A 26,302-nucleotide genomic window follows, 5' to 3' on the forward strand; every position below is an offset into this window, starting at 1 on the left:
TTAACATTAAAAGATAACATGTAAAAATTAAATGCACCAAACATCACGATAAAGTAATCATAGAGTACTAGGTAGCAGTAGTTCTCTATGTTTATTTAAATCTAAACGACAAGGTAGAATTTGATTTGAATAAAAAGATTTGGTTACTTTTTTATACTATTGTCGTGTTGGGCAGCGTTTTATTATTTACAGCTGTTTACGCTAAATATACAGATTTAATGGAGGAAGTTGAAACTGAACAAGTCTATGTCACTAAATCTTTACACAACTATCTCCACTCTCTATTCTCACAATATGACATCATCCATAATTTAGTTGCAGATCAATATTTACAACCTAACTTTAGCCCAAGCCTTTTAAATTCTGTCGTTAATCAAAATCCACTTTTATACAATATTGCAATTTTTTCAGTGGATGGACAATTAATCGAAAAAAGTAATCAAAAAACAGATTATTACACGGTTAATAAATGGTTCCGTAAGGCATTAGATAGTCAGTCAATAGTGCTTGGTGAGGTGATGTTTGATCAACGATCTAATAAATGGTTAATTCCTCTGTATAAAAGTATCCAAAATTCCGCAGGCTCTGTTGTAGGCGTTTTCATTAGTACTTTAGATATTCAAATACTTAACCAGCAATGGAAGGAAGATATTCACAGTAATAATATTCAAGCAACATTAGGAGATGACTTAGTTCCTATCTTTAGAGCAAACTTGCCTGTAGACAGTTACGCACAATATTATTCACCATTAACAGGCCCAAAAACAGCAGAAAGCATTGATTTAAAAACCTATTTAGAAGGACTTGATTCCCCTACTGAAATTTATACTCATCAAGCTAAAATAAATAATGCTGAATTTATCTTTACTGTTACCTACGATAGCCGCTATCAATTTTGGGTCTCTACTGATATCCCATATACATTAATTAAAGAGCGAGTTATTTATCATTCCTTTTTTTACAGCGCTTTTTATCTGTTATTAATTATTATTGTATGGGCCTTTATTAAATGGATCATCCGTATTGAAGAGTCACAAATTATCGCACTTACCTATGAAGCGGAACATGATGCACTAACCCAATTACCTAATGGCAATGCTTTAACAGCTTACGGAAACAAAGCTGAAAAAAATAACAGAGCTTTTGCGTTACTGTATCTAAACCTCAATAAATTTAAAAATATCAATGATACTTTTGGACATAGTTATGGCGATAAAATTTTAATTCAAGTTGCACAACGTATTAAAGATACAATCAAAAAATATGATGGCCTTGCAATACGTTATAGCGGTGACGAGTTTGTATTATTAGTTAACAGCAGTGATAAAGAACTATTACAACACTGTATTGAAGATATACAAAAAAACGTCAACCAACCTTATTTAGTTGAACAAAATGTATTTAAAATAACGTCTTCTATTGGTATTGCTTGTTATCCGGAAGATGCAAAAGATATCGAATCTTTACTTAGTTATGCAGACAATAGTATGACTATTGCCAAGCAAACTAATAACCAATATTTATTCTTCTCCAAATCAGCGCATCGTCAGTTAATACAACGTGTTGATATTGAACAAGCTTTGCATAATGCGATTGATAAAGAAGAAATCAGTATCGTTTATCAACCTCAAGTTAATGCTGATAATACCCTAATTGGTGTAGAAGCATTGGTACGCTGGAATAATCAAAAAATGGGTTTTATTGGCCCCGACCTATTTATACCTATTGCTGAAGAAGTGGGATTAATGCCAAAACTTGGTTCCTATATCATGCATAGAGCAATGCAGGAAATAGCCCAATTACAACGAGAGATTGAACAAACCTTTACTTTATCGATAAACGTCTCTGTACGTCAGTTTGTGCAAATTAACTTTATGGAAAAAGTGCTTAATTCATTAAATGAATTAACTAAAATAGATCAACGTCTCGCTATCACCATAGAAATAACTGAAAGCTTATTTATAGAGAATTTAGATTCATTATTACCTTTATTTCAGCAACTCAAACAACATCATATTACTTTGTCATTAGATGATTTTGGGACAGGTTATTCATCATTAAGTTTATTACGTCATATTCCTATTGATGAATTAAAAATAGACAAAAGTTTTGTTGACCATATCTGTACAGATGCAACCGATAAAGCCATGGTAGAAAGCATTATTAGTATGGGGAAAAAACTAGGCTTGACGGTTTTAGCTGAAGGCGTTGAAGATAGAAAGCAAGCAGATATTTTACTGACTGCAGGGTGTGATTTATTCCAAGGATATTTCTTCTCTAAACCATTAAGCATCGCTGATTTAAAAGCTTACTGTTTACAATAACAATCACCCAATACTCATCAGATTAGGTCTAATACCAATTGCGTTAAGTACGAGACCTAAATTTCACGCAAAAAAACAATTCAATTCGAGACGTAAATTGATATAAATGATTGCTCCATTTACGAAATTTATCACAAACAAGATAGTTGTTTTAAGCAGTAAAAGAGAGCTGCTATTTACTGTGGTTGGTATAATAAATTAGACCTAATATCTCTCAGTTATACGTTACTTGATAGTTGAAAATATTCGGTTATTCCACCTAGTACATTTGTAACCGCAACAGAAGCTAAAATCATTCCCATTATACGACTAATAATGCCTGCTCCAGCATTACCAATCACTTTATGTATCTGGGTTGATAACAACATAAAAATAAGCGTGATTAAAAGAACAACTAAAACCACAAGTGAGGTTTGCGTTTGTTCCCATAACGTATGGTCAGCATTTTCAGTTAACAATACAACCGCTAACATCGCACCTGGGCTTGCTATTGAAGGGGTTGCTAAAGGAAAAATAGCAACTTCGCTACCTTTGCCTGCAATTTTAAGTTCAGTATCAGGTTTGCTTTCTCCAAAAATCATCGAAAGCGCAAAAAGAAACAGGATAATACCACCCGCAATTTGGAATGCCGATAAAGGAGCTTCCACAGCTTTGAGAATGATCTCGCCTGCTGTTAAGAAAAATAACAAGATAACTGCTGAATAAAATGTGGCTTTAAGTGCGATTTTTCTTTTTTCTTTTTTAGTAAATCGACTCGTCATTGCGATAAAAACAGGAATTGTGCCAATGGGGTCTATTACCGCAAAGAGGAAAATAAAAACGCCAATATAATCGATCATATTCACTCATCCTTGTAGCAGATAAAATATTGCTAATAATGTGACACTCTATACATAAATATTTTTATAATCAATGTAATAGCTAATGTGATAACAATAATATCAAGCTTGAAAGTGTGTAATAACGAAAGTCAGTTTTACATAAAATGTAAGGCAAGCAGCATAGATAACTTAAAGAAAAAAAAGCAATTATTAACCATCGCATTCGCACGTAGAGAAGCCATTGAGTTGGTGTGGAGTTCCTAACCTCTATCTAATAAATATTACTTTCTCTTATTTATTAAATAAGAGAAAGTAAATTATAAAACTAAACTGCCACCATTTGATTGCCAACAATTTGTTTAAACAAAAAAACTCACCGTTCTTTCAATAACCCAAAAACTTGCTAAACCACCAATCATATATGCGCAAGACAGCAATAAAACATGTTTTTGTCGACGGCTAACATAACCAGCAAAAAGGCGACTAATCAACAAGACAAAAGCAATAAACGCAAGCTGCCCTATCTCCACCCCAACGTTAAAGAAAAGTAATGAAAGTGGGATCGCGTTTTCTGGTAAACCAATTTCAGCTAACGCTCCTGCAAAACCAAAACCGTGCAATAAACCAAAAGAAAATGCCACCAGCCAAGGTGAGTTTTCAGCGATTCCGGGGTTGCCTTTTTGCGCATGCACAATTTCAACCGAGAGAAAAACAATACTGAGGGCAATAACTGCTTCAACAGGTGGTAAGGGTAATAATACGAGATTCAGTGACGCTAACGCTAATGTCACACTATGTGCCACAGTAAATGCCGTGATTGCCCCTAATAAGCGCCGTTTACTTTTAATAATTAATAACAAAGCAAATACAAATAACAGGTGATCAAAACCTAACAGGATATGTTCAATGCCTAAAATGGTATAAACCTTCACCACTCGCCACTTACTTACTTCCGGCTCAACAGTGAAATATAAATCCGTCGCAGTTAATCGTTGTATTTGAGTGGAGCCATTAATTTGCTGCACTCGCATTAATACATCGAGGTTACTTTCTTTTAAACCATCAATGGTTAAGGTTTCGGAGATCAATCCATTAGGACAAAATATCTGCCACTGCATCACTTGAGTATTATTACTTTGGTGTATTTTTTCAGCTTGTGTACTTTCACAACTTATTGGAAATACAGGTGTAATAGTGCTGCTACTATATTGACTTGGTAACTTCCAAAGGACGGAAAAAGTATTAGCGTCATCAGCAATAAGTTGCAAATATCTCGGTCGAATTTCATCTGCCACAACACAATGAGTCGATATTAAAAAGAGTAAAATAGATAAATAACGCATTCCCTTAATTACCATTACTAGTCATAGCTTCTGGCATGATGATTTCAATATCATAACCTGCACGTAATTTTTCATAGACACTGATATTAGATAAAACCTGTTGCCTTGCTTGCCATTCTCTTAATACATAAGGGCGAATATCAGCTAATTTTGCCAGTTCCTCTTGTTCACGTTGAGTCACTTTTACTAAATGCACTCCATAACCAGAAACTAAAGGTGTTGACCATTCGTTAAGCGTTAACTCCTCTAATTCATTCGGGAAATGACGACCAAATAATCGAGCTATTTGATGAGCAGGAAAGCTCTGAAAATGTTTTTCTCCTAAAAAATCATCATCATTGACAGCAACACCTTTGAGAATCGCTTCTTGTGCTGCAGCTACTTTTGTTTGCATTTGCTGTTCATCATAAAGATCAGGATTAAAATAATAGTGATCAAAAGTGAAACGGATAGGAGACATAAATTTATCTGGATTTTGCTCCATGAATTGCTGTAATTGCAGTTCTGTTGCTTCAGGCGGTACAACAACATCGTTGACTAAGTAACTCATTTTATCCGCCAAACGGCGACGAATAACCGCATCACCCTTATCTAAATTAAGTGCTAATGCTTCACGGTAGAATATTTCTTCTCTGATTTGTTGTTCAATAAGGTTAGTTAGCTCTACTTCTGAAGGAGCGGAGTTCCAGCGTTTGTTCCAATTGTTAATCATTTGCACAACATCCGTAGCACTGATAACTATTTCCTGTTCAGGTGTTTCATCTTCCGAAGAAACCAATGGATATAAAGCAAATAACAATGCTCCAATAATAATAAAATGGCTAAAAGGGTCTTTCAGTACTTTCCGTAGCGCGTTCAAATTAAAACCTTAATAATTAAAAAAGGTAATGATGTGTTGCCACCATTACCTTCAAGTTAATAAAAATATCTTAACTATCTGGTTTAAACCAGATAGGAGAAGTCCAAGCACGCTTTTTAATTGTTGCTTGTACATCTTTTAATAAAGGTAAATTATTACGCACCGCATCATAAGTTGTCCATTTAGGTGTTGGAATTTCTAGAACTCAGGGGTAATAAAATGCATGTTGCTCTGGGTTAAACTGTATATCAGTCCAACAGCCCATTAAACTCGTTGCACCAATACTATTTTCATATTTAGCCGTTTTTAAATCCACGGTATTACCTACCGTAGCTAATTTACCTTGTTTATCTAACTTACGATCTAGATTTGCTCCATCAACATCTTTACTTGCTTGAACCGTAAAAATAGCTCAGCTATTTACTGTGATTACTATTATGGGGCGGCAAATCATAATTTTGACCTGATTCAGTTGTATCAAGGCTCTCTCAGTGTAATATCTACACATTAATTATTTTCTTAAAATACAAAATTCAATCACATTTAAAGGATAATCTATGTCTGGAATAGGTTTAGTACCACTCATTATCATGCTTGCATTATGGGGAAGCATTATTCATAGCAAAGTTATTGGCGACCCAGTCTTATTATGGCAATGGATCATTGCAGTTGTTTACTCTATAGGTGCAATAAGTTACATCACCATTAATCTTAAAAAATAAATAACCTTTATAAAAACCATCACAAATTATATCCACTACATTAAGTACCTGATCTAAATTTTGTGCAGTAAAAATAATTCAATTCAAGGCGTAAATTTCGTAAATGGTATCCCCTTTACGAAATTTATAACAAAGAAATGGGGTGTTTTAAACAGTAAAAAAGATCCGCTATTTACTGTGTGCGGTATTACTTTATTGAGATGGTTTTTATATAAGCAGCGTTAATTATCATTGCGACTAAAACAACTTCCACCCTATTTTAATAAAAATAAAAAAGCCTAGTATTCGTGCTTGTAAATAACATGACTCACTAAGCTTTTTATTATCGTTAATTAATTGCGTGGTTTAGGTGGTCCCGTTGGTGCTTCATCGGCAGTAATAAACCCATCATTATTTTTATCAAACTGTTTAAAATGGTTTACTGGACCGTTGAATTCAGCACTTGAAACCTTACTATCACCATTTTTATCCAAGCGATTGATAAATCTATTATTCACTGATGAAGGTGATGCTTTCTTCGCATTATTACCCACACTTGGTGATACTGAATATTGACTCATTTTCTCAGCTTCAATACGAGTTGCTATTACAACCTCTCCCCCTCTCACACTACGAACATAATTTTTTACTCTGATCATATCTCCTTGCGGTCCTCTCGACATCGCCTCACCTGTTTTAGGATCACTGCGTTGAGACCCAGCACCATGTACATCCATAATGTTACCGCGCATTTTTCCTAATGCTTCACCAAAAGCAACATAAATGGCATTTCCTTCTGGTACTTTGCCATCAAGATGTGTTGTTGAAGTCCAGTAATACGGGTAGTCATTTTTACCCGCTTCATTTTTAATAGAAGATGTTTGGAAGATGGGGTCAATCGCAGCTGAATCAGATGTTTCAGGAGAACGAGTATAATCAACAATACTTTGTAACTCTTTTGCATTAGGTAGTCGCCAATCATCATATCCACCCAAAGTCAGGTTTTCAGCATAGGTTAATGCATCTTGCCAAGTGATACCTGCTTTATTATCTGCTTTCTGCCACATCAAACCTGTTGCAGTGTCGGTAATAGTGCCATCACCATTATCCACAAATTTATTTTGACCATAGTCTGTATTACCTCTTACTAACCTAAAATACATTTTATTAGGCTCTTGCGTACGAGGGTTATATTTTGGATAACCTTTAATGCGCCCATCCACAAAGTTAACACCAAAAACAGTGTCATCTTTATTCATCGTTTTACCAACATATTCAGTACTTGCCCAAACTTGAGCGTCAATTTCTCGCTCTCCTTTGCTTGTATCACCTAGAGGTTGTTCAAAGTATTTTGTATCAATAAAAGGAGTTAATGCGCTTTCACCTTTTACTGTGCCAGAGAATTGAATTAAAGAATAAAGCTCTTTCACATTAGCGATACGCCAATCGTTATATCCCGCTAATTTAATGCTTTTTACTTTTTGTAAGGCATTTTCATAAGTGAGTTTTTCACCTAAACTTTTCTGCCACATGAGACCTGTAACATTATCACTAATAGTGCCATCATTATTGTCAGTGTACGAAGGATCGTTAATGGTATAAGTTGCATCTTGACCAAAGAAAGCTTCACCTTCTTTTGGTAACGCAATCGTTGCATTGTTGCTATAAAATTTCTTTTGCCCTGTATCTACAATTTCATAACTATGATTAAGTTTTTTAGACATATTCGAAGCATTATTATGCGCTTTATTCAGCACCATTAAATCTTCTGAAAAAATAACATGTCCAGTGTAATTTTTTTGGATCTCTTGCAAGCTAGCTTCTGTATCTACAACACTTGAATTAAAGTGTGTATAAACTAAATTTTTAACATTTGCTTTTTTTGCCATCAAACTAGAATCAGCTAAATCAAGATGAGCACGAACACGTCCATTTTTAGGCTCTTTACCTGACATTTTTTTAGCATTATTGCGATTGCGACCATCTTTCATTATCATGCCACCTGAATCCATGATCATAAAATCAGCATTGTGAGCAAGAGTTGGTAACTTATCTGAGTAAGTAAGATCACCAGTGATCACAACAGATTGACCATGGTAATCAAAACGATAAGCAACAGTATGAATAGTATGTGGCACTTCGATTGTAGAAATATGAATATCACCAATCTCCAATGTTTCACCGCCTTTAATATCTTTTACAGTAAAATTTTTCTGGCGTTCAGCTAATGTTCTCTGAGTTTTGCTTAAACGGTATTCAATATCTTCTTTATAAAGATCTAAACTTACCTCTGTTAACTTAACCGTATTAGGTGGACCAACAATAGTAAATTTCTTTTGCCCCATAAGAGAGCCGATAAAAATAGGAACAAACTCTTCATTATGATCAAGATGATGATGGGTAAATAATAAAGCAGATAAATGACGAGCTTTAACCCCTAACTTATTTAAATTCGCTTGAGTACCATTCCCCATATCAACCAAAATTTGTGTATCACCAGCACTAATTAGCACACTCGCACTTGCTCTATTTTCATTAAAAAGAGGAGAGCCAGAACCTACAATCGTTGCAGTAAGCAGTTTTTCTGCATTGGCTGAACCAACAAATATAGCGCTTAATATAAATAGCCCCGCTAGAATTTTTTTCATAATGACCTCACTTGTATTTATAACCACATGATTACTATGAACAAACTATAAGAAAAGAATAAGCAAGAATAATGGAGAAAATAAGTAAGCTTAAAAATAAATGAGATCAATCATTAACTTTTGTAGTTGCCTTGGTGACAGCCCTGGAGAAGTGAAATTTCATTGCTTAAAAAAACGAAAAAAACCCAACATAAGCCGAGGCTTCATCAAAATGTGGCAGGGATGGAGAGATTCGCTGACTTTAAACCTAGACAACATACGGATTTTCGCGAAGCGAAATGTAACTCAATGCTAAAAAAATATTATCAATACCCTAGAAACAACAAAGCCCCAACGATTTCTCGTTAGGGCTTCATCTGAATGTGGCAGGGGTGGAGAGATTCGAACTCCCAACATACGGATTTGGAATCCGTCGTTCTGCCGTTGGAACTACACCCCTGCAGACGTTGCGGATAATACCTAAGCTAGATTTAATGTAAAGTCTCTTTTCTTAAAAAATGGTTTGATTGATTATAAATACACCAAAATAACAGCTATTTGCTTAAAAATGCCAACTTGCGCAACTAATTACCGACAAAAATTCAAAAATAAAAAATACTCATTATTTAACAATCCCCAATCGATAAACAGCTGAAGTAAATTATTCTCCTATGCAAAGCATATATTTGTTTGATAACAATACTCGTCTGGTGTATTTTCATCCATATCATCAAACCTATTCTTTTTTCAGAAGGATCTACCTAATGAATCCCGCTTTACCTTTGATCAAACCAGCCTGCCCTAACTTCTCTTCTGGTCCATGTGCAAAACGTCCCGGCTATGATATTCAGCAATTAAACTTAACAACATTAGGACGTTCGCATCGCTCTAATATTGGTAAAGAAGCGTTACAAAAAGTAATCTCAGATACCGCTGAATTATTAAATCTACCAGCAGGTTATCGCGTGGGTATCGTTCCAGCTTCTGATACAGGTGCGATGGAAATGATCATGTGGTCAATGTTAGGACCTCGTGATGTAGATATCTGTTATTGGGAATCATTTGGTCAAGGTTGGTATGCCGATATCACTAAGCAGTTAAAACTTGAAAATGTGAATGAAATTAAAGCAGATTATGGAGAATTACCTGATTTATCAAAAGTGAATCCTGCCAATGATTGTATCTTTACTTGGAATGGAACAACGTCTGGCGTTAAAGTTGATAATGCAGACTTTATTAGTGAACAACGTGAAGGTTTGACTATTTGTGATGCAACATCAGCAGTTTTTGCCATGGACATGCCTTGGGGAAAATTAGATGTCACCACATTCAGTTGGCAAAAAGTATTAGGTGGTGAAGGTGGTCACGGAGTGATTATCCTAAGCCCTCGAGCTGTTGAGCGTTTAGAAAGTTACACTCCAAGCTGGCCTCTTCCAAAAATTTTCCGTTTAACAGCAGGTGGTAAATTAATTGAAGGTATCTTTAGCGGCGCAACTATTAACACACCTTCAATGTTATGTGTTGCAGATTATCAAGATGCACTCAATTGGGTTAAATCAATTGGCGGCGTAAAAGCAAGCATTGAAAAATCACAAGCAAATCTTTCTGTATTAACAGATTTTGTTGCGCAAAATGATTGGATAAACTTCCTAGCAGAGAACGCCTCAATCCGTTCCAATACCAGTGTCTGTTTATCAGTTGATTTAAATAGTGAACAGTTAAAGCAATTCATTAAATTATTAGCAAATAAACAAGTGGCATTTGATATTGGCGCTTATAAAGATGCACCAAGTGGATTACGCATTTGGTGTGGCAGTACGGTTGAAAAAAGTGACCTTGAAGCATTAACACCTTGGTTAACTTGGGCTTATCAAACAGTTACCGCTTAATCACATAATGGGCTCTTAGAGCCCATTTTACTTTCTTGCACAAGAAATATTCACTCACATAGTTTATAAGTCAATCGTATCACTAGCTGCATAAAAAGATTTATAACAACAGAAAAGCCATCTTCAATTATCTGCTTATTAGCCAATAAAATTGCAGCTCCCCTCTATAGTTTATTTCAACAATGCTGTAACTTATCTGTAAATAAATATCAGCATATAAAATGAGGTACTCCATGAGTGACAAACAATTCGATTTTGATTACATCTGTATTGGTGGTGGTAGTGGTGGCATTGCATCAGCTAACCGCGCTTCAATGTATGGAGCTAAAGTTGCCATAATAGAAGCAAAAGACCTAGGTGGGACTTGTGTAAATGTAGGTTGTGTACCTAAAAAAGTAATGTGGCATGGCGCGCAAGTAGCTGAAGCAATTAACTTATATTCAGAAGATTATGGCTTTGATCTTGACGTAAAAGGCTTTAACTGGGCAAAAATGGTTGAAAATCGCCAAGCTTATATTGGCCGTATTCATGAATCTTACGATCGTGTTTTAGGTAACAATAAAGTTGAAGTGATTAAAGGTTTTGCTACTTTTGTAGATAAAAATACCGTTGCAGTTAATGGTAAACAAATCACAGCAAAACATATCACTATTGCAACAGGCGGTCGCCCTACTATCCCAAACATTCCAGGGGCAGAATACGGCATCGACTCAAATGGTTTCTTTGATATTGTCGAACAACCTAAACGTGTGGCGATTATTGGTGCAGGGTATATTGCCGTGGAAATTGCAGGCGTATTAAGTGCACTAGGTACAGAAACACATCTATTTGTGCGTAAAGAATCCCCATTACGCAGCTTTGATCCATTAATTATTGATACCTTAGTAGAAGTCATGGCAGCAGAAGGCCCAACACTACATACACATTCAACACCTAAAGAAGTGACTAAAGAAGCCGATGGCAGCCTAACGTTACACCTTGAAAATGGTCAAACATATAATGTTGATAGCTTAATTTGGGCAATTGGTCGCCACCCAGCAACAGACACTATTAACTTAGCCGCAACAGGTGTTGAAACTAACGCACACGGTTATATCAAAGTAGATGCTTATCAAGAAACCAATATTCCGGGCATTTATTGTGTTGGTGACATTATGGAAGGCGGTGTTGAATTAACGCCAGTTGCAGTAAAAGCAGGCCGTCAGTTATCTGAACGTCTATTTAATAATAAACCTGATGCCAAAATGGATTATGACTTGATCCCAACAGTGGTGTTCAGTCACCCACCAATTGGCACCATTGGTTTAACTGAACAACAAGCAATAGAACAATATGGCGAAAAAAATGTAAAAGTATACCAATCAGGTTTTACAGCCATGTACACAGCAGTCACCAAACATCGCCAGCCTTGTAAAATGAAACTTATTTGCGCAGGTGAGAATGAAGTTGTTGTTGGTTTACATGGAATAGGTTTTGCTGTTGATGAAATGATCCAAGGTTTTGCAGTTGCAATGAAAATGGGCGCAACAAAAGCTGATTTTGATAGCGTTGTAGCCATTCACCCAACAGGTTCAGAAGAATTTGTAACCATGCGTTAAATAATCTACTACTACCTAGTTCTTTGTTATTAAGAACTAGGTAGTAGATATCAGAATAATCTCACTTCTACTAGCAACATATCCTTCAATAACGTTAATGAAGCAGTTTCTCAGTTAGCAAACACGCATTTTATATGAACAATAAATCATCACATTAATGATTCGTCAATGATAAATAAATTCAGGTTTATGATAAAGCTCAGTTCTAAAATACGATAAAAACTCATAAAAAGCCCCTTTATATTGACAGATAAAACGCTCTTTTAAAGTCATTATCCACAACTCTTATTTTCCATTATTTAGCTGCTTATTGATCTTTAAAATCGAGTTATTTATTAATCTATAATAAAAATATAAGCACATAATATTGAAAAATTAACGAGCAATAGCAAGGATTTAACCATAAAGAATAAAAGGTTAATGAACATTAAAACAAGTAAAAAAAGCTTTTATCTTTTCAAATAACAATAGGAATAAAACAATTTATTTGTCGTACTAATAAGCTTCTCCTCTAACTTACACCTGCTCACTTATTAAGCACAACTATTTTTTATGAATATAAAATCACATACATAAAAAGTGCATAAACAAACCATTAAAAGTACATCAAGACTAACAAAAAAAACCACAAACCCCCTGCAGTTAGTAGCCTACAGAGCATTCTCAAAAATAAAAATGATACACAGATCGACTTTTAGAATGTAAAAAAACACTAATGTGAGCAGGATCATTTTATTAAAAAGCAATATTTGACGCTCATTTTATATTGTCTGACAATAATGAAAAATAAGAGCAAAAATAGTTCCTATTTAAAAATTTTTAAATAGTTTCATTAAATATGATTGATGAAACATAAACAAACAAAGTAACAAAAAAGGAATTTAAGATGAAATTAACTAAAATTGCAGCTGCAACTAAATTTACAGCTGTAGCACTAAGTGCTGCATTAATGTTCGGCTGTGGTAGCAGCTCAAGTAGTAGCAATGATAACAACAATGGCGGTGACACTGGTGGCGACGGTGGTGGTAATGGTGGCACAACTCCAGTACCAGGTAACTCAGTTGCATTAACAGATACAAGCACAGACAATGCTGGTAAATTAATGTACACATTAGGTTCAGCACAAGAAGAAGGTTCAGTAAGTGTAAAAGTACGTTATTCAGCAGAAGAAGTTGAAACTGCATACGTTACTTTACATGCAGACACGGTTACATCGGCTGATCAGATCGCAAGCATCAAAATGGATAGTGGATTCTCTTCAGGTTCAAACATTGGTTTTAAACGAGCAACATCAGCATCATCAAGTGAAGACGAAGCACTTACACAAACATTCCCAGAAGATACTTGGGCAACAATTACTATCAGCTGGGATCAAACAAATTACACTTTATCTGTTAATGGTACAGAAGCAGGTACATGGCCAGTAATCAATGCAAATGCTGTTTCTGCAGTAGAAATGAAAATTGGTAATAATTCAAATACAACAACTCATACTTTCTACGTAGATGACTTAGCAATATACAGTGATAAAGCTGCGACAATGGAAGTTATAAATGAAAACTTTGATACACAAACAGTAGGTAATGAGGCTGTTAATATCGATGGTTTTACTGAAAAAACAAATGAAGCTGTTATTAGTGATAAATACAATGGTACTGAAGGTAGTACTGGTGGTGGTAACGGCGATACAGGCGGTGGTACAGGTAATGCAGATAATTTAGCGGCACAAATCTTAGATACAAATATCGGCGGCACTAAGGAGGACACAGGTGAGCTACGTATTAAACTTGCTGACCAAACGCATGTAACTGAATTAGCAGCTGGTCAAATTAGTGCAACAATACAAATACAACCAGATGCTGATACAACAGTAGATGAAAGTAGCAGTAAAAATGATGCGTTAATCTCATTATACAGTTCAGGTACATCATCAGCTAATTTGCATGGTGATATTATATTTTCTGGTAATAAGATTAAATATCGTGATGATAGTGGAGCACAACAAACTATCGATGGTTTAAGCTATACAGACGGCCAAGCAATTAAATTTGTAGCAAAATGGACTGAAAATGATTATTCATTTTCAATCGATGGCGGAACAACATTTAAGGGCCCATTCGCCAGTCGTGATTTAACTCCTGTGACTGTTATTACTTTCAAATTGGGTAATAGCTCAACAATGTCGTCATATGAATTCAATGTAGATGACATTATTATTTCAGATGGTACAACTGAAGCTTATAATGAAAACTTTGAAGCTTTTACTGAAGGGTATGATCTTGTTGCCGGAGGTGATATTGATCAGAACTCAGCAGAAGCAACAGTACAAAAAGTAGCTTTATAAGCTGACATATTAATAGAAAGCTTTTTAAAATGCCATTCATGAAAATGAATGGCATTTTTGTTTCAAAAATAGAAATTTCCCCTCACGTTATATCTATCACACCAATTAACTGACCTATCTTACTTGTTAAAATAACGCATTTTTTTATTGTAAGTTTCATCAATGAAGTAACCATTTACTTAAACTAAGTCACTTTTCCTGCATAATATTTAGAACACTGATTTAATGTAATTGGTATTAAAATTTTTTCTCTAAATATTTTTAATTACATCAAGTACCCATTTATATTTCTATAGATTAGATAAATACTCACCATTCAGAGATATCAATTCATCTACTATCTAAAAAGCCATTCCCCCTTTATTTTTAATCTACCAGTAAACAATTTAGCCAAAAATTCATATTAACTGCTTTCATAAAAACAACAAAAAACACTACTTAGGGATTTAAATAAAGCCTGATTTTTGACTTCCCACCTAATTTTCACATTTAATGTAAAAAATAGGTCATAACATTGTTCATTAGTAAGTGATGTAAAAGTTTAGTGAGTAGTATAAAAGTGCGCTTTTTATAATAAAAACAGCCGCAAAAGCACAAGAAAAAAACAGTTAATAAAAACAAATTTAATTTAAAACCATCTCTTAAAAATTCATTTTGTAATGCCTACAATGTTTCTGATTAATGGCTTTATTAGCTGCCACATTATATTCACCAATAATTTTTATTTATAAAAATAGAAAATATAAATGCATGATATTGAACAATTAACATTCAGTTCGACGCAAAATAAAAGCATAAAAAACAAGTGACATTTGAAAAATAAAAGCTAATTAATAGACTAATTATGGACAAAAAAATATTGAAAAGTAGTCATTTGTTTTTTGTTTTAGTCAATAAATGAGTCTTTATAAATAACTATTTTTTAGTTTTTATTATGAGTAATGAATATAAAGTCAACCACATAAAAAGCCTATGAACACTGTTTTGAAATTGTATTATTATCAACCACCACAACAGCGAATCCTTGCAAACAGTGAGCTGAAAGGTGTTGTGACAAAACAAAACGATACACAGATCGACTTTTAGAAGGTAAAAAAACACTAACGTGAGCGAGATCATTTTATTCAAAAGGAATATTTGACGCTCAATTTCTAATCCCTAACAATAGATAAAAATAAGAACACAAAAAAATCGTTCTCATTTAATTATTTTAAAATATTCCATCGAATATTTTTTAATGGAATGTAAAGCAACTAAAAAGGAATTTAATATGAAATTAACTAAAATTGCAGCAGCAACTAAATTCACAGCAGTAGCACTAAGTGCAGCATTAATGTTTGGCTGTGGTGGTTCAAGCTCTTCATCTTCATCTACCCCATCGGATCCAGCTCCAGATGTAGATGTAGATCCAGATGCACCTGTACTTCTACAATCTTTATTAATAAGTGACACATCTACTGAAAACTCATACGCTCGATACAATTTACCAACTCCACAAGCAGCAGGTAAAGTTTCAGCTAACGTATTACTTAATGCAAATGAAGAAAAATTAAGTTATATCACGATTAACTCTGAAATTAGTGATAGTAATAATGATGCGGTTGTAGATCTTAAAATGGGTACAAAAGCAGGCAGTGATTACCCAAATACTACTGAGGGTTACACTTCATTGCATATTCGTCAATCAGGGGACGATATCGATACAGGTATTGAGATTGCAGATGCAACTTGGGCAACTATTGATATTGAGTGGGATGTAACAACGACTGATTTAACTATTACCGTTACGAATCTAGCTGACGGCAGCGAGATTGGTAAATACGAAGGTAATGTAACTAATGCATCAAATGCAACTAAAGTAAGATTTAAAACTGCCGACCAAGCTGGCGTAAGCTCTACTGCAACACCTTACTATGTAGATGATATCGTTATCTCTGATGCAGCTGGTGAAGTTGTATACGAAAATAACTTTACTTCTAGCTCATTAAGCGCTTTCACAATATCTGGAACAGGTATTGAAGTGACAGACGCAGAAAATGCAATTGTACCTGAAGGTAATGATGGTGGTACTGATGACAACACAGATGAAGGCGGTGAAATTGGTGATGGTACATATGATCCAGCAAACTCAACAAAAGTTGCAGCTGTTGAAGATACACTTACTAACGACACAGGTGAGTTAAGATATTCATTTGATAATGCGATAGCAGAAGGTTCAGTAGTTGCATCTTTCCTATACGATGCAAATGAAACTGAATCTGCTTACTTAACAGTATTCTCTGATGCTGGCACATCTACTAGTAAGAGCCAACATCTTGCTGATTTAAAATTTGATGAAGGTAAACTTTCATTAAGAAACCAAGAAGGGACTCTAGCTACATTTACACCAGGTGAATGGGTAGATATTAAGTTAGATTGGGTTACTAATGGTACAACAGCTGCTGATATCACATTAACAGTTAATGGTGATGAAATTGGTACTTACACAAATACTTATGCTCCTGGAGATGACAACCTAGGTGCCAAAGATGTTCAAGTTAGATACATGGGTTCAAGTGCAGTAACTGATTACACATTATACCTTGATGAGTTAAGTGTACTTGATCAAACAACTGAAGTTTTCTTTGATGACTTTGAAGGTTTCGCTGCAGGTACAGAACTTGGTACTGAAAACGATTCATACCATGGCAATAGCTCTGAAGCGACTGTTGCAGATCAACCAGTACTTTAATTTATTTACTTAGACTTTAATAAAATCTAAGATTTATACAAATACCGCTTATATTCATAAGCGGTATTTTTTTATTTAAGAAATATTATTTTACCAACATCACATAATCCCATTTTTTATCTCCCTTTTTTATTCAGTGTTTTTAATTGTTCAATTAAACTAAGCGCCTAATATCGTTAATCAAAATAATTTGAGAACAAGATGAAATATAATATCCCTACCCTGCTTCTATTATCGTTATCATTAACTGCTTGTGGCGGTGGGGGTAGCGGCGGTAGCTCATACGATGAAAATCAAAACTATGGCGATTCCCCATACGATTACCCAAAATACCAAGATGTATTAGATGTTGCTGATTTAGAACAAAATGGATCAACGGTTAAAAACGCCGGAGAATTCACTCACTATAGTGATAGCCATTTTAAAATAGATAGCACATCAAACTGGTTAACATTTAATGCCAGTGGTGAAGGCAAAAGCTCAGAATTACGTTTTACTAATAACTTTAAAACGAACTCAAGTGATTTTTATAGGTTAACAGCTGAAATATTACCTACTGCAACAAGTGATTCACAAACAACAACTGCTGAGATAAATCAAAATATCACATTATTGCAAATAGATAATGATGATGGTTATGCACCTCTAGCGCGTATTATTTGGCAAGCTGAAACTCGTGAACAACACAGTAATAGTTATTGGGCTGTGATTAATACAGGTAGTTGTAACGCAAATGACACAGACTCAAATTGTTATGAATACACCTACTTAGCTGACTATAATGCATCAACTCCTAGCAAGTTTGAAATGTTAGTAGAAAGTGATCAACTCAAAATTAAAGTAAATGAACAACAGAAAGTAAGCGAAGATACGAGTTACTGGCCAACCATAAATAACTACTTTAGAGCAGGCGTTGTTAATCATTATGCTGAAGGTAGCAGCACAGTACAATTTAAAACACTCACTTATAACACTAATATTCCTGTTGCTAACTTAGACCCAAACGCAACTCCATCGGATAACTTTGACTTATTAGATTGGTACTTGAGTGTTCCTGTTGCAAGAAGTGATGGCAATGCAACGTCTGTTTCAGCTAAAACACTTAATGGCGGTTATGAAAACTCAGACTACTTTTACACTAATACTACGGATGGTGGCATGGTGTTTGTTTGTCCAATAGATGGCCCTAAAACATCAACGAATACTACTTACACTCGTACTGAATTACGTGAAATGTTAAGCCGTGGCAATAGCACATCAGCTAAAAATATGGATAACAACTGGGTGTTTTCTAGCGCACCAGAAAGTGCTCAAAAAGACGCAGCTGGCGTTGATGGTGTATTAGAAGCAACGTTAGCCGTGAACCATGTCACAACAAGTGGTGACAGTGATCAACGAGGTCGCGTTATTATTGGGCAAATACATGCCAATGATGATGAACCAATCCGCCTTTATTACCGTTTATTGCCAGGGCATACAAAAGGGTCACTTTATTTTGCACATGAACCAAGAAGTGGTGCAGAACAGTGGATCACACTCATTGGTAGCACAAGTGATAATGCTTCAGAACCAAGTGATGGCATTAAGCTGAATGAAAAGTTTTATTACAAAATTAAAGTGCAAGGTAACTTATTGATTGTCACCATCAAACGAGATTATAAAGATGATATAACGAGAACATGGGATATGTCTGGCAGCGGTTTTGATGATGCAGACCAATACATGTACTTCAAAGCCGGGGTTTATAACCAAAATAAATCAGGTGATGGTGATGATTATGTACAAGCTACATTCTATTATTTAGATAATCACCATACGGGTTATAACCCTTAAAATCGTCACTTCAAAAGCTGTCAGTTAATTACTGGCAGCTTTTTTAAGCTGATTTAAATAGATAGACATTATTAATCGCTAGCTCATAAATGGTGAGTGAATAATTTAGTTATCCCCTATTCCAGAGTATTTTCAATTCTATTCCACCCCATAAACAGACTGAAAAAATAAAAATATATTCATATATATTAGCAAGTTACGAAAATAAAAACAAAACATCCTGCATTAATCATCTTTATATAAATATTCACTTCTGACCTATCAATTTTTAAAATTTCTACTACCTCCGTTATCTTTTTATAGATACATTCTGCTTTGATGCTTTAAAGCACGGTTCGATAAAAATTTATAAACACTAAGATGGATCTAATACAGTGAAAAACAATTTAGCAGTGACTCTTTTATTATCATTCTTCCTTGCCGCATGTGGTGGAAGTTCAACTAATACTGATCCAGGCGGAGATACTGATAGCGGTATTGGTGGTGGTAACGGCAACGGTGGCGATAACGGCAATGGCGGTAGCGACGATGATGACAACACTGACAATGGTGATAATAACGGAACAACACCAGAAGAAAGTAATAAATATGCGGTACTTACCAACATGGAAGCAGGAGAAAGTGGTCAATTAAAATACCCTATTGCAGAAAATAACGGTGAAGAACTGACTTCAGGACAAATTACTGCATCTGTATTTTATTCAGCACCTGAAGATGCCACATCATATATTTCGTTATTTGATAAATCTGGAAAAACGGATGGTTTATTAGGAGAAGTACAACTTGATGAGGGCAATGTAAAAATTAGATCAGGTGAATCACAAACCGTTTCCACCTTTACGCCAGGTAATTGGGTTGATGTGAAAATGACGTGGGATGTGGCTGATGCTGAATACACAGTATTTATCGATAATGAAAAAATTGGTACTTATGCCTTTCATAATGCCGGTGCTACAGGCGTTGACACCCTAGGCTTTAAAATTGGCAACAACGATATGACAGAGTCAAAAGAGTTCTTAGTGGATGACATTGCGATTTACTCTAACGTAACAGGCACAAGCTCAAGTGAAGTTTTTTCTGATAACTTTGAATCTTATGTTATCAATGAAGATCTAGATGGTGATGGTGACCTATATTCTGGAAGTTACTCTGCCGTAGTTAAAGGCACTGAAGGATCAAATGGTTCAGAAGATACAGACTTGCCAATTCATCCAAACTTAGACGCTTCTAAAGCTCCATCTGAGAACTTTGACCTTTCATTATGGAACTTAAGTGTTCCTATTGATAACGGTGAAGGTGACGGTTATGCCAAAGCAACAACGGTGACTGTTAAACAATTAAATGATGGTTATGAGTTGACAGACCAAGGTGGTAAAGATTATTTCTGGACAGATACTAAAGATGGCGGCATGGTCTTTAGAGATTACATCGGAGGCGCGAGAACATCTAAAAACACATCATACACACGTACTGAATTGCGTGGCATGTTACGTGGCGAAGACACTAGCATTAGCACACAAGGTGTGAATGGCAATAACTGGGTATTTGGTAATGCACCAGATGATCAACAAAAACTCGCAGGCGGTGTTGATGGAAATATGATTGCGACATTAGCGGTTAATGCGGTAACAACCACTGGTGATAGCAGCCATAAAGGACGCGTTATTGTTGGTCAGATTCACGCTGCGAGTGATGAGCCAGTTCGTATTTATTATCGTTTATTGCCAGGCCATAAAAAAGGTTCGATTTACTTTGCTCATGAGCCAAGTAATGGTAATTCAGAAGAGTGGTATGAGATGATTGGTTCTAAAAGTAGTAGTGCTTCTGAGCCAGAAGATGGTATTGAACTTAACGAAAAATTCGGTTATGAAATCGATGTTAAGGGGACGATGCTGACAGTGAGCATAATGCGCGACGGTAAAGACACCATCACAAAAGAAGTTGATATGAGCAACAGTGGTTATGACGGTTATTATGTTAATGATGATGGCGATCAAAAAGAGGACTACATGTACTTCAAAGCCGGTGTTTATAATCAAAATAATAGTGGTGATGATACAGACTATGTACAAGCTACTTTCTATTACTTACATGCAGAACATGATTAAAGACTAATAACAGCAGTCATAACACTGCTATTTATTAAGCTCACATATAAACACCTATTATCCACAAGTAATAGGTGTTTTTTTATACCCAGCATCCCTGCAAACAATATCCCCCACTCCTTGCATCAAATAACGCAGGGGCGTAGCTTTTAAGCTACCTAACAACATGCAGGATCAATCCTGCGCCCCAACCAATTCAACCACTTGGGGCGTAGCTTTCAAGCTACCTATAACAAACAGAGTAATCGACTCTGGCGCATAGCTTTCAAGCTACCTAACAACATACAAGATCAATCCTGCGCCCCAACACATACCGCCACTTGGGGCGTAGCTTTCAAGCTACCTAATAACATGCAGGATCAATCCTGCGCCCCACTCAAGCAATAAGCTGAATAAACAACAGGGGCGTAGCTTTCAAGCTACCTATAACAAACGGAGTAATCGACACTGGGGTGTAGCATTCAAGCTACCTAACAACATGCAGGATAAATCCTGCGCCCCACTCAAGCAATAAGCTGAATAAACAACAGGGGCGTAGCTTTCAAGCTACCTAACAACATACAAGATCAATCCTGCGCCCCACTCAAGCAATAAGCTGAATAAACAACAGGGGCGTAGCTTTCAAGCTACCTAATAACATGTAGGATTAATCCTGCGCCCTACTCAAACAACAAGATAAACAAATACGAGATGAAGTGCTGAAAGAATTAAACGAGGGAGTTATTGAATATTAAATAGGTAAATTTTAGGCAAAAAAAAGCGGTTAGTTAAACTAACCGCTTTCTATCAATTGATGTTAAAGAATATTAACGTCGTTCCAAACTAATGATTAGTTAGTTTCTGGAAGTCTGTCTGGATCTTCTTCATCATCGTCTTCACTTACAGAACCATCAACAGCTTTGATTAGTAGTACACCAATCGCTAGAACGATACCGCCACATAATACAAAGATTAAGCTTTGGTTGAATGGGTTAGGTAAGAAGAACATAGCCATGATACCTGCACCAGCGAAGCTAATTAGAGCACCAAGCATTTTACGTTGTTTGTTATCTAAACGTGCTTGAGCATTAGACTCGTTAGTTAATGGTGTTGCTAAGTTGTTGAAGAATAAATCAACATCTTTTTCACGCGCTGGAGATAATTTTTTGTAGAACAACATAGTGCTACAGAAGAAACCACCAGTGATTACAATGTGAGCCATTAGACCAACACCAACTTTAAGATCTTTCCATTCACGACCAGTTAATGGTGTGTCTAGATTGAACCAGTTTTGGATGTCGTCTGCAGAGATAATGAAACCTACGTAGTAAGAAACCATACCACCTACGATTAATGTTGCCCAAGCAGCCCAATCCGGAGTCTTACGGATGAAGAAACCACAGAATGCTGGAACAGTCATTGGGAAGCTGATTAGAGCACCAACGTACATCATAGTATCAAATAAGCTCAATCCTTTAAGAGAGTTAATGAATAACGCTACAAGGATAATGATTAAACCAAATACTGTTGAAGTGATTTTAGAACAAGTTACTAATTCTTTTTCAGTTGCATTTGGACGTAAAACTACTTGGTAGAAGTTTTTAACGAAGATACCAGAGTTACGGTTTAAGCCTGAGTCCATTGAAGACATTGTCGCCGCAAACATCGCAGAGATAAGTAGACCAACCATACCAACAGGCATGTATTCATCAACGAAGTATAGGTAAGCGTAATCGCCCGCTTTTTTACCAGCTTCAGGGTAGATAGATGTTAAATCAACACCAGTAGAAGCTAGGAACCAACTTGGTAGGAACCAAATGATTGGACCGATAGTCATAAGGATACAAGCTAATAGAGCAGCTTTACGTGCATTCTTAGAATCTTTTGCCGCAAGGTAGCGGTAAGAGTTAAGCATGTTATTCGTGATACTGAATTGCTTAACAAAGATGAAGAAAGACCATAGAGCAAAGACTGTGAAGTAGTTAATTTGACTACCTACAAGGAATGTATAACCTTTTTGAGCTTCAAAGTTTGTAATGATAGCACTGATGCCGTCGCCTTGATTAAGCGCTACGATTGCACAAGTAATGGTTACAGACATGATGATAACCATCTGCATAAAGTCAGATGCGATTACCGCCCAAGAACCACCCGTTACAGACATCGCTAATACAACCAGACCAGTTACCCAGATAGTTGTTTCAATATCAACACCGAAGATACCAGAAGAGATGATAGCTAGACCGTTTAACCAAATACCAGCGTTAATTACACTGTTAGGCATACTTGTCCAAGTAAATACTTGTTCGTTTTTGCTACCAAAACGTTGGCGTACTGCTTGAATTACCGTAACAACACGTAGTTGACGGAATTTCGGAGCGAAGTACAAGTAGTTCATTAGGTAACCAAATGCGTTAGCAATAAAGATAATCGCAACAGTAAAACCATCCGTGTAAGCTTTACCAGCAGCACCTGTAAATGTCCAAGCACTAAATTGGGTCATGAAGGCAGTAGAACCTACCATCCACCAGAGCATGTTACCGCCCCCACGAAAATAATCACTTGTATTAGAGGTGAATGTTCTAAACATCCAACCGATGGCAATAAGAAATAGGAAGTAAACTCCTACCGTGAGTACGTTATAATCCATTGTAAAGACCCTTTAGTTATTAAGAATGGGTGCGACAATATATGAGAGAAGCAATTAGTTGTATTACAATTACAAAAGTATGTGATTAAAATCATATTAAATTTTCGTTAAAGGCAAATAATCCATTCCAGATCTTAGATTTTCAAAATATCCCTCTAAATAAGTAGTCTTTTGCAGTTCATCACAGACATTTTAAAAATACTTAACGAAATGAAGTTGTTAGCAAAATCGAAGCGAATTCGATCTTAAAAAAGATCTTTATTAAAGCTTAAGATCTTTAACATTATGAAGACTTGCTTAGACTGCTTTTATAGAAATGCAAATTGAGTTGATGAGAAAAATCCATGTATAGCTATTTAGAGAGTGATTTAGAAAGTTATTCACTATTCTGTTGTAAAAAATGATTACATAAAGTGCACTTTACTTGCCTATTTAAGTTATGCAGTGACTGTTTTAATCTAAGTGTATTAACAATAACGTGATGGCACACAAGTAAAATAGATCTTTAAAAGATCTTTTATATAGTAGCAAGGGAAATAATCATTTACTTATTTAAGGGAATTTCAATAAACGCCGCTGTGATTTAATTAAGCAAGCTCTTAGGTAATAGATGCATAGAACAAAACAAATAAAAGCAAATGACCAAGCAGTTTAAAAGCAACAACACAAATGAACTCTTATTAAGCCCACTGAAATAAAAGTAGTTAATCGTCATCACTCTAAATGATAACTATATGTCATCTCAGTTTTGCATAAGCAAACCGATACAGCCCGCTATTTTTGTGTCTTCCATATTAAATCATCTTAAATAAGCAAGATATTTCATGATAATGCAGCGCTATTTCCAGAATTAAGTTTGTTATAGAGAGTTACAGTGATAATTTTAGGGTGACAAGTAATAGGTAAATAGGTTTAGATTAAAGAAATAGACAGAGTAATATTTTCCAAAAAATATTTTTTCAAGCAAAAAATCAGATAATTGCTCTCAAATTAACTAGCAAAAAATAAAAACTGGCTATACAAATAAACCTAGATCACACTTTAGCTGGTCAAAAAACTACCACTTAAGTAAAAACAACATTGCAGATCATTGATATTTAAGATCTAAATCACAAAGAAAGTAAGATCTAGGGCTTAGCAAAAGGAAAGTTAGAGGAGAATCACAGAAGTAAGTCCACATCTTTATGTATTCTACGCTCCATTGTGGTGACTCAGGAAAATCTGAATTTCATAAAACATATTTTTAGATTTCGTACTTGTATAACAATTACGCAGTATTAAAACTAAAATTTTCACGGTACATTTTTTAACATCAACTTGGATGATAACAATGAAATTACAAAATAAATTAATCTTTGCTGTAGCAGCAACAGTTTTAGCCGGTACTGCATCAGCAGGTTCATTCGACTTCCGTCATGAATGGAAAGATAAAAGTGAAACTCAAGCTAGCCGTGTAAAAGTAGGTGATAGCTGGAAACCTTTCGCAGACCATAAAAATGTAAGTGTTTACGGTGGTTTAGAAATGAAATTTGCTGGTCAAGATGACAGTAAAAATGATTTCTTTGGTAACTGGGCACTAACAGAAACTGAATTAGATATGGGTGTTAAATACACCATGGGCAAATGGTACTTCCAACCAGGTATGCCAATTGCAATGACGGCTTCACGTACAGTATACAAACCACAATTCCGTGTTGGTTATAAATCAGACTTCGGTTTAAAAACTGCTTTACGTTACCGTTTTGAATACAGAGACCAAATTGATGGTGTAACTACAACTAATATGGATGGTGATGCTCTAAATAACTACACTCAAGGTAAATTAACATTAACAGGTGGTTACGGATTCAAATCTATTCCTGGTTTCGAATTAAGCTACGAAGCTAACTACGTTCAATCTTACGACAATATTCGTTTAGCGAACAATGATGATTGGGAATGGGATGCAGGTGTTATCGCAGGTTACAAAATGGGTAACTGGAAACCATATGCAGAAGTATGGACTGTTGACGGAACTAGTTCTAAAACAGACGAACGCCAAATGCGTTACCGTTTAGGTATCAAATACTACTACTAAGCACTTAAGTAGTTAATTACCTAAAAACAAAAAAGCTGTTCACCTTGGTGAACAGCTTTTTTTATTGTTAAAAATTTTTATAACCTTATATCCATTGACATATCTTCAAAGAAAAATAGTTAGCTATAAAAAAACAAAACAACAGATTAAACACTTTTTCTAAGCTATTAAATAATCAAATTTAAAGTATAAATTCAATAATAAAAGTGATTTTTAACCTCATTTGTATTATTTTAGTGCCCTATTCTGATATTAACTTTCTACGCAACGAGGTCATTATGCTTGCTAACGCAAACGCCGTACTCATGGACAAACAAGAAATAGAAGCGATACAACAAGCGCTCGGCACACCCACGTTAATGGGGAAAAGCCTAGCAACACTCATTCGTGATACCGATAATTATCTTGCACAACCTAT

At 35.4% G+C, this 26,302-nt stretch carries 14 protein-coding genes, 1 tRNA gene and 1 pseudogene; 9 read left to right on the forward strand and 7 right to left on the reverse strand.

The genetic code is table 11. From position 1 onward, the window contains the following. The first annotated feature begins 125 nt into the window (after positions 1 to 125). Positions 126 to 2,324 carry a bifunctional diguanylate cyclase/phosphodiesterase gene (locus tag E2R68_RS02095; RefSeq protein WP_134275841.1) on the forward strand — a complete coding sequence of 733 codons (2,199 nt, stop codon included), beginning with the start codon at positions 126 to 128 and terminating at the stop codon, positions 2,322 to 2,324. A gap of 218 nt (positions 2,325 to 2,542) precedes the next feature. Here E2R68_RS02095 and E2R68_RS02100 read toward each other — a convergent pair whose 3' ends face one another. The 4 genes and pseudogenes from E2R68_RS02100 to E2R68_RS14050 all read right to left on the reverse strand — a co-directional run bounded on the left by E2R68_RS02100 (position 2,543) and on the right by E2R68_RS14050 (position 5,756). After that, on the reverse strand, positions 2,543 to 3,163 hold the full coding sequence (locus E2R68_RS02100) for a MarC family protein (protein WP_134275842.1): 621 nt from the start codon (positions 3,161 to 3,163) through the stop codon (positions 2,543 to 2,545). A 341-nt stretch (positions 3,164 to 3,504) separates the two neighbouring features. Then, positions 3,505 to 4,488 carry a HupE/UreJ family protein gene (locus E2R68_RS02105; RefSeq protein WP_166738777.1) on the reverse strand — a complete coding sequence of 328 codons (984 nt, stop codon included), beginning with the start codon at positions 4,486 to 4,488 and terminating at the stop codon, positions 3,505 to 3,507. A gap of 4 nt (positions 4,489 to 4,492) precedes the next feature. Next, positions 4,493 to 5,347, reverse strand: coding sequence for a peptidylprolyl isomerase (locus E2R68_RS02110; RefSeq protein ID WP_134275844.1), 855 nt, complete (start codon positions 5,345 to 5,347; stop codon positions 4,493 to 4,495). Between the two features lie 70 nt (positions 5,348 to 5,417). Then, positions 5,418 to 5,756: pseudogene (locus tag E2R68_RS14050) on the reverse strand (DUF3604 domain-containing protein). A gap of 148 nt (positions 5,757 to 5,904) precedes the next feature. Between E2R68_RS14050 and E2R68_RS13855 the strand changes: the two are divergent. Continuing rightward, on the forward strand, positions 5,905 to 6,069 hold the full coding sequence (locus tag E2R68_RS13855; RefSeq protein ID WP_166738779.1) for a hypothetical protein: 165 nt from the start codon (positions 5,905 to 5,907) through the stop codon (positions 6,067 to 6,069). 332 nt (positions 6,070 to 6,401) lie between these two features. Here E2R68_RS13855 and E2R68_RS13965 read toward each other — a convergent pair whose 3' ends face one another. Continuing rightward, positions 6,402 to 8,696: an Lcl domain-containing protein gene (locus E2R68_RS13965; protein ID WP_208380090.1), complete on the reverse strand. Its 2,295-nt coding sequence runs from the start codon at positions 8,694 to 8,696 to the stop codon at positions 6,402 to 6,404. 363 nt (positions 8,697 to 9,059) lie between these two features. Further along, positions 9,060 to 9,135: transfer RNA gene (locus E2R68_RS02130), tRNA-Trp, on the reverse strand. Between the two features lie 304 nt (positions 9,136 to 9,439). Between E2R68_RS02130 and E2R68_RS02135 the strand changes: the two genes are divergently transcribed. From E2R68_RS02135 to E2R68_RS02160, 6 genes are all read left to right on the forward strand, one after another. Then, positions 9,440 to 10,564: a phosphoserine transaminase gene (locus E2R68_RS02135; protein WP_134275847.1), complete on the forward strand. Its 1,125-nt coding sequence runs from the start codon at positions 9,440 to 9,442 to the stop codon at positions 10,562 to 10,564. A gap of 233 nt (positions 10,565 to 10,797) precedes the next feature. After that, entirely contained in the window at positions 10,798 to 12,162 is a 1,365-nt protein-coding gene (gene gorA / locus E2R68_RS02140) for a glutathione-disulfide reductase (RefSeq protein ID WP_134275848.1), read from the forward strand. Between the two features lie 886 nt (positions 12,163 to 13,048). Continuing rightward, entirely contained in the window at positions 13,049 to 14,506 is a 1,458-nt protein-coding gene (locus E2R68_RS02145) for a LamG-like jellyroll fold domain-containing protein (RefSeq protein WP_134275849.1), read from the forward strand. A gap of 1,270 nt (positions 14,507 to 15,776) precedes the next feature. Then, positions 15,777 to 17,237 (forward strand): hypothetical protein, encoded by a 1,461-nt coding sequence (locus tag E2R68_RS02150; RefSeq protein WP_134275850.1) that lies wholly within the window; start codon positions 15,777 to 15,779, stop codon positions 17,235 to 17,237. Between the two features lie 201 nt (positions 17,238 to 17,438). Further along, positions 17,439 to 19,070, forward strand: coding sequence for a polysaccharide lyase family 7 protein (locus E2R68_RS14055; RefSeq protein ID WP_134275851.1), 1,632 nt, complete (start codon positions 17,439 to 17,441; stop codon positions 19,068 to 19,070). A gap of 374 nt (positions 19,071 to 19,444) precedes the next feature. Next, positions 19,445 to 21,178 (forward strand): polysaccharide lyase family 7 protein, encoded by a 1,734-nt coding sequence (locus E2R68_RS02160; RefSeq protein WP_243834575.1) that lies wholly within the window; start codon positions 19,445 to 19,447, stop codon positions 21,176 to 21,178. 829 nt (positions 21,179 to 22,007) lie between these two features. Here E2R68_RS02160 and E2R68_RS02165 read toward each other — a convergent pair. Continuing rightward, complete coding sequence (locus tag E2R68_RS02165) at positions 22,008 to 23,807, reverse strand: sodium:solute symporter family transporter (RefSeq protein WP_134275852.1); 1,800 nt, start codon at positions 23,805 to 23,807, stop codon at positions 22,008 to 22,010. 1,330 nt (positions 23,808 to 25,137) lie between these two features. Here E2R68_RS02165 and E2R68_RS02170 point away from each other — a divergent pair. After that, positions 25,138 to 25,884 carry an oligogalacturonate-specific porin KdgM family protein gene (locus E2R68_RS02170; protein WP_134275853.1) on the forward strand — a complete coding sequence of 249 codons (747 nt, stop codon included), beginning with the start codon at positions 25,138 to 25,140 and terminating at the stop codon, positions 25,882 to 25,884. The last annotated feature ends 418 nt before the right edge of the window (positions 25,885 to 26,302 follow it).

Origin of the sequence: Psychromonas algarum (assembly GCF_004376845.1) — a bacterium.
Classification (GTDB): domain Bacteria; phylum Pseudomonadota; class Gammaproteobacteria; order Enterobacterales; family Psychromonadaceae; genus Psychromonas.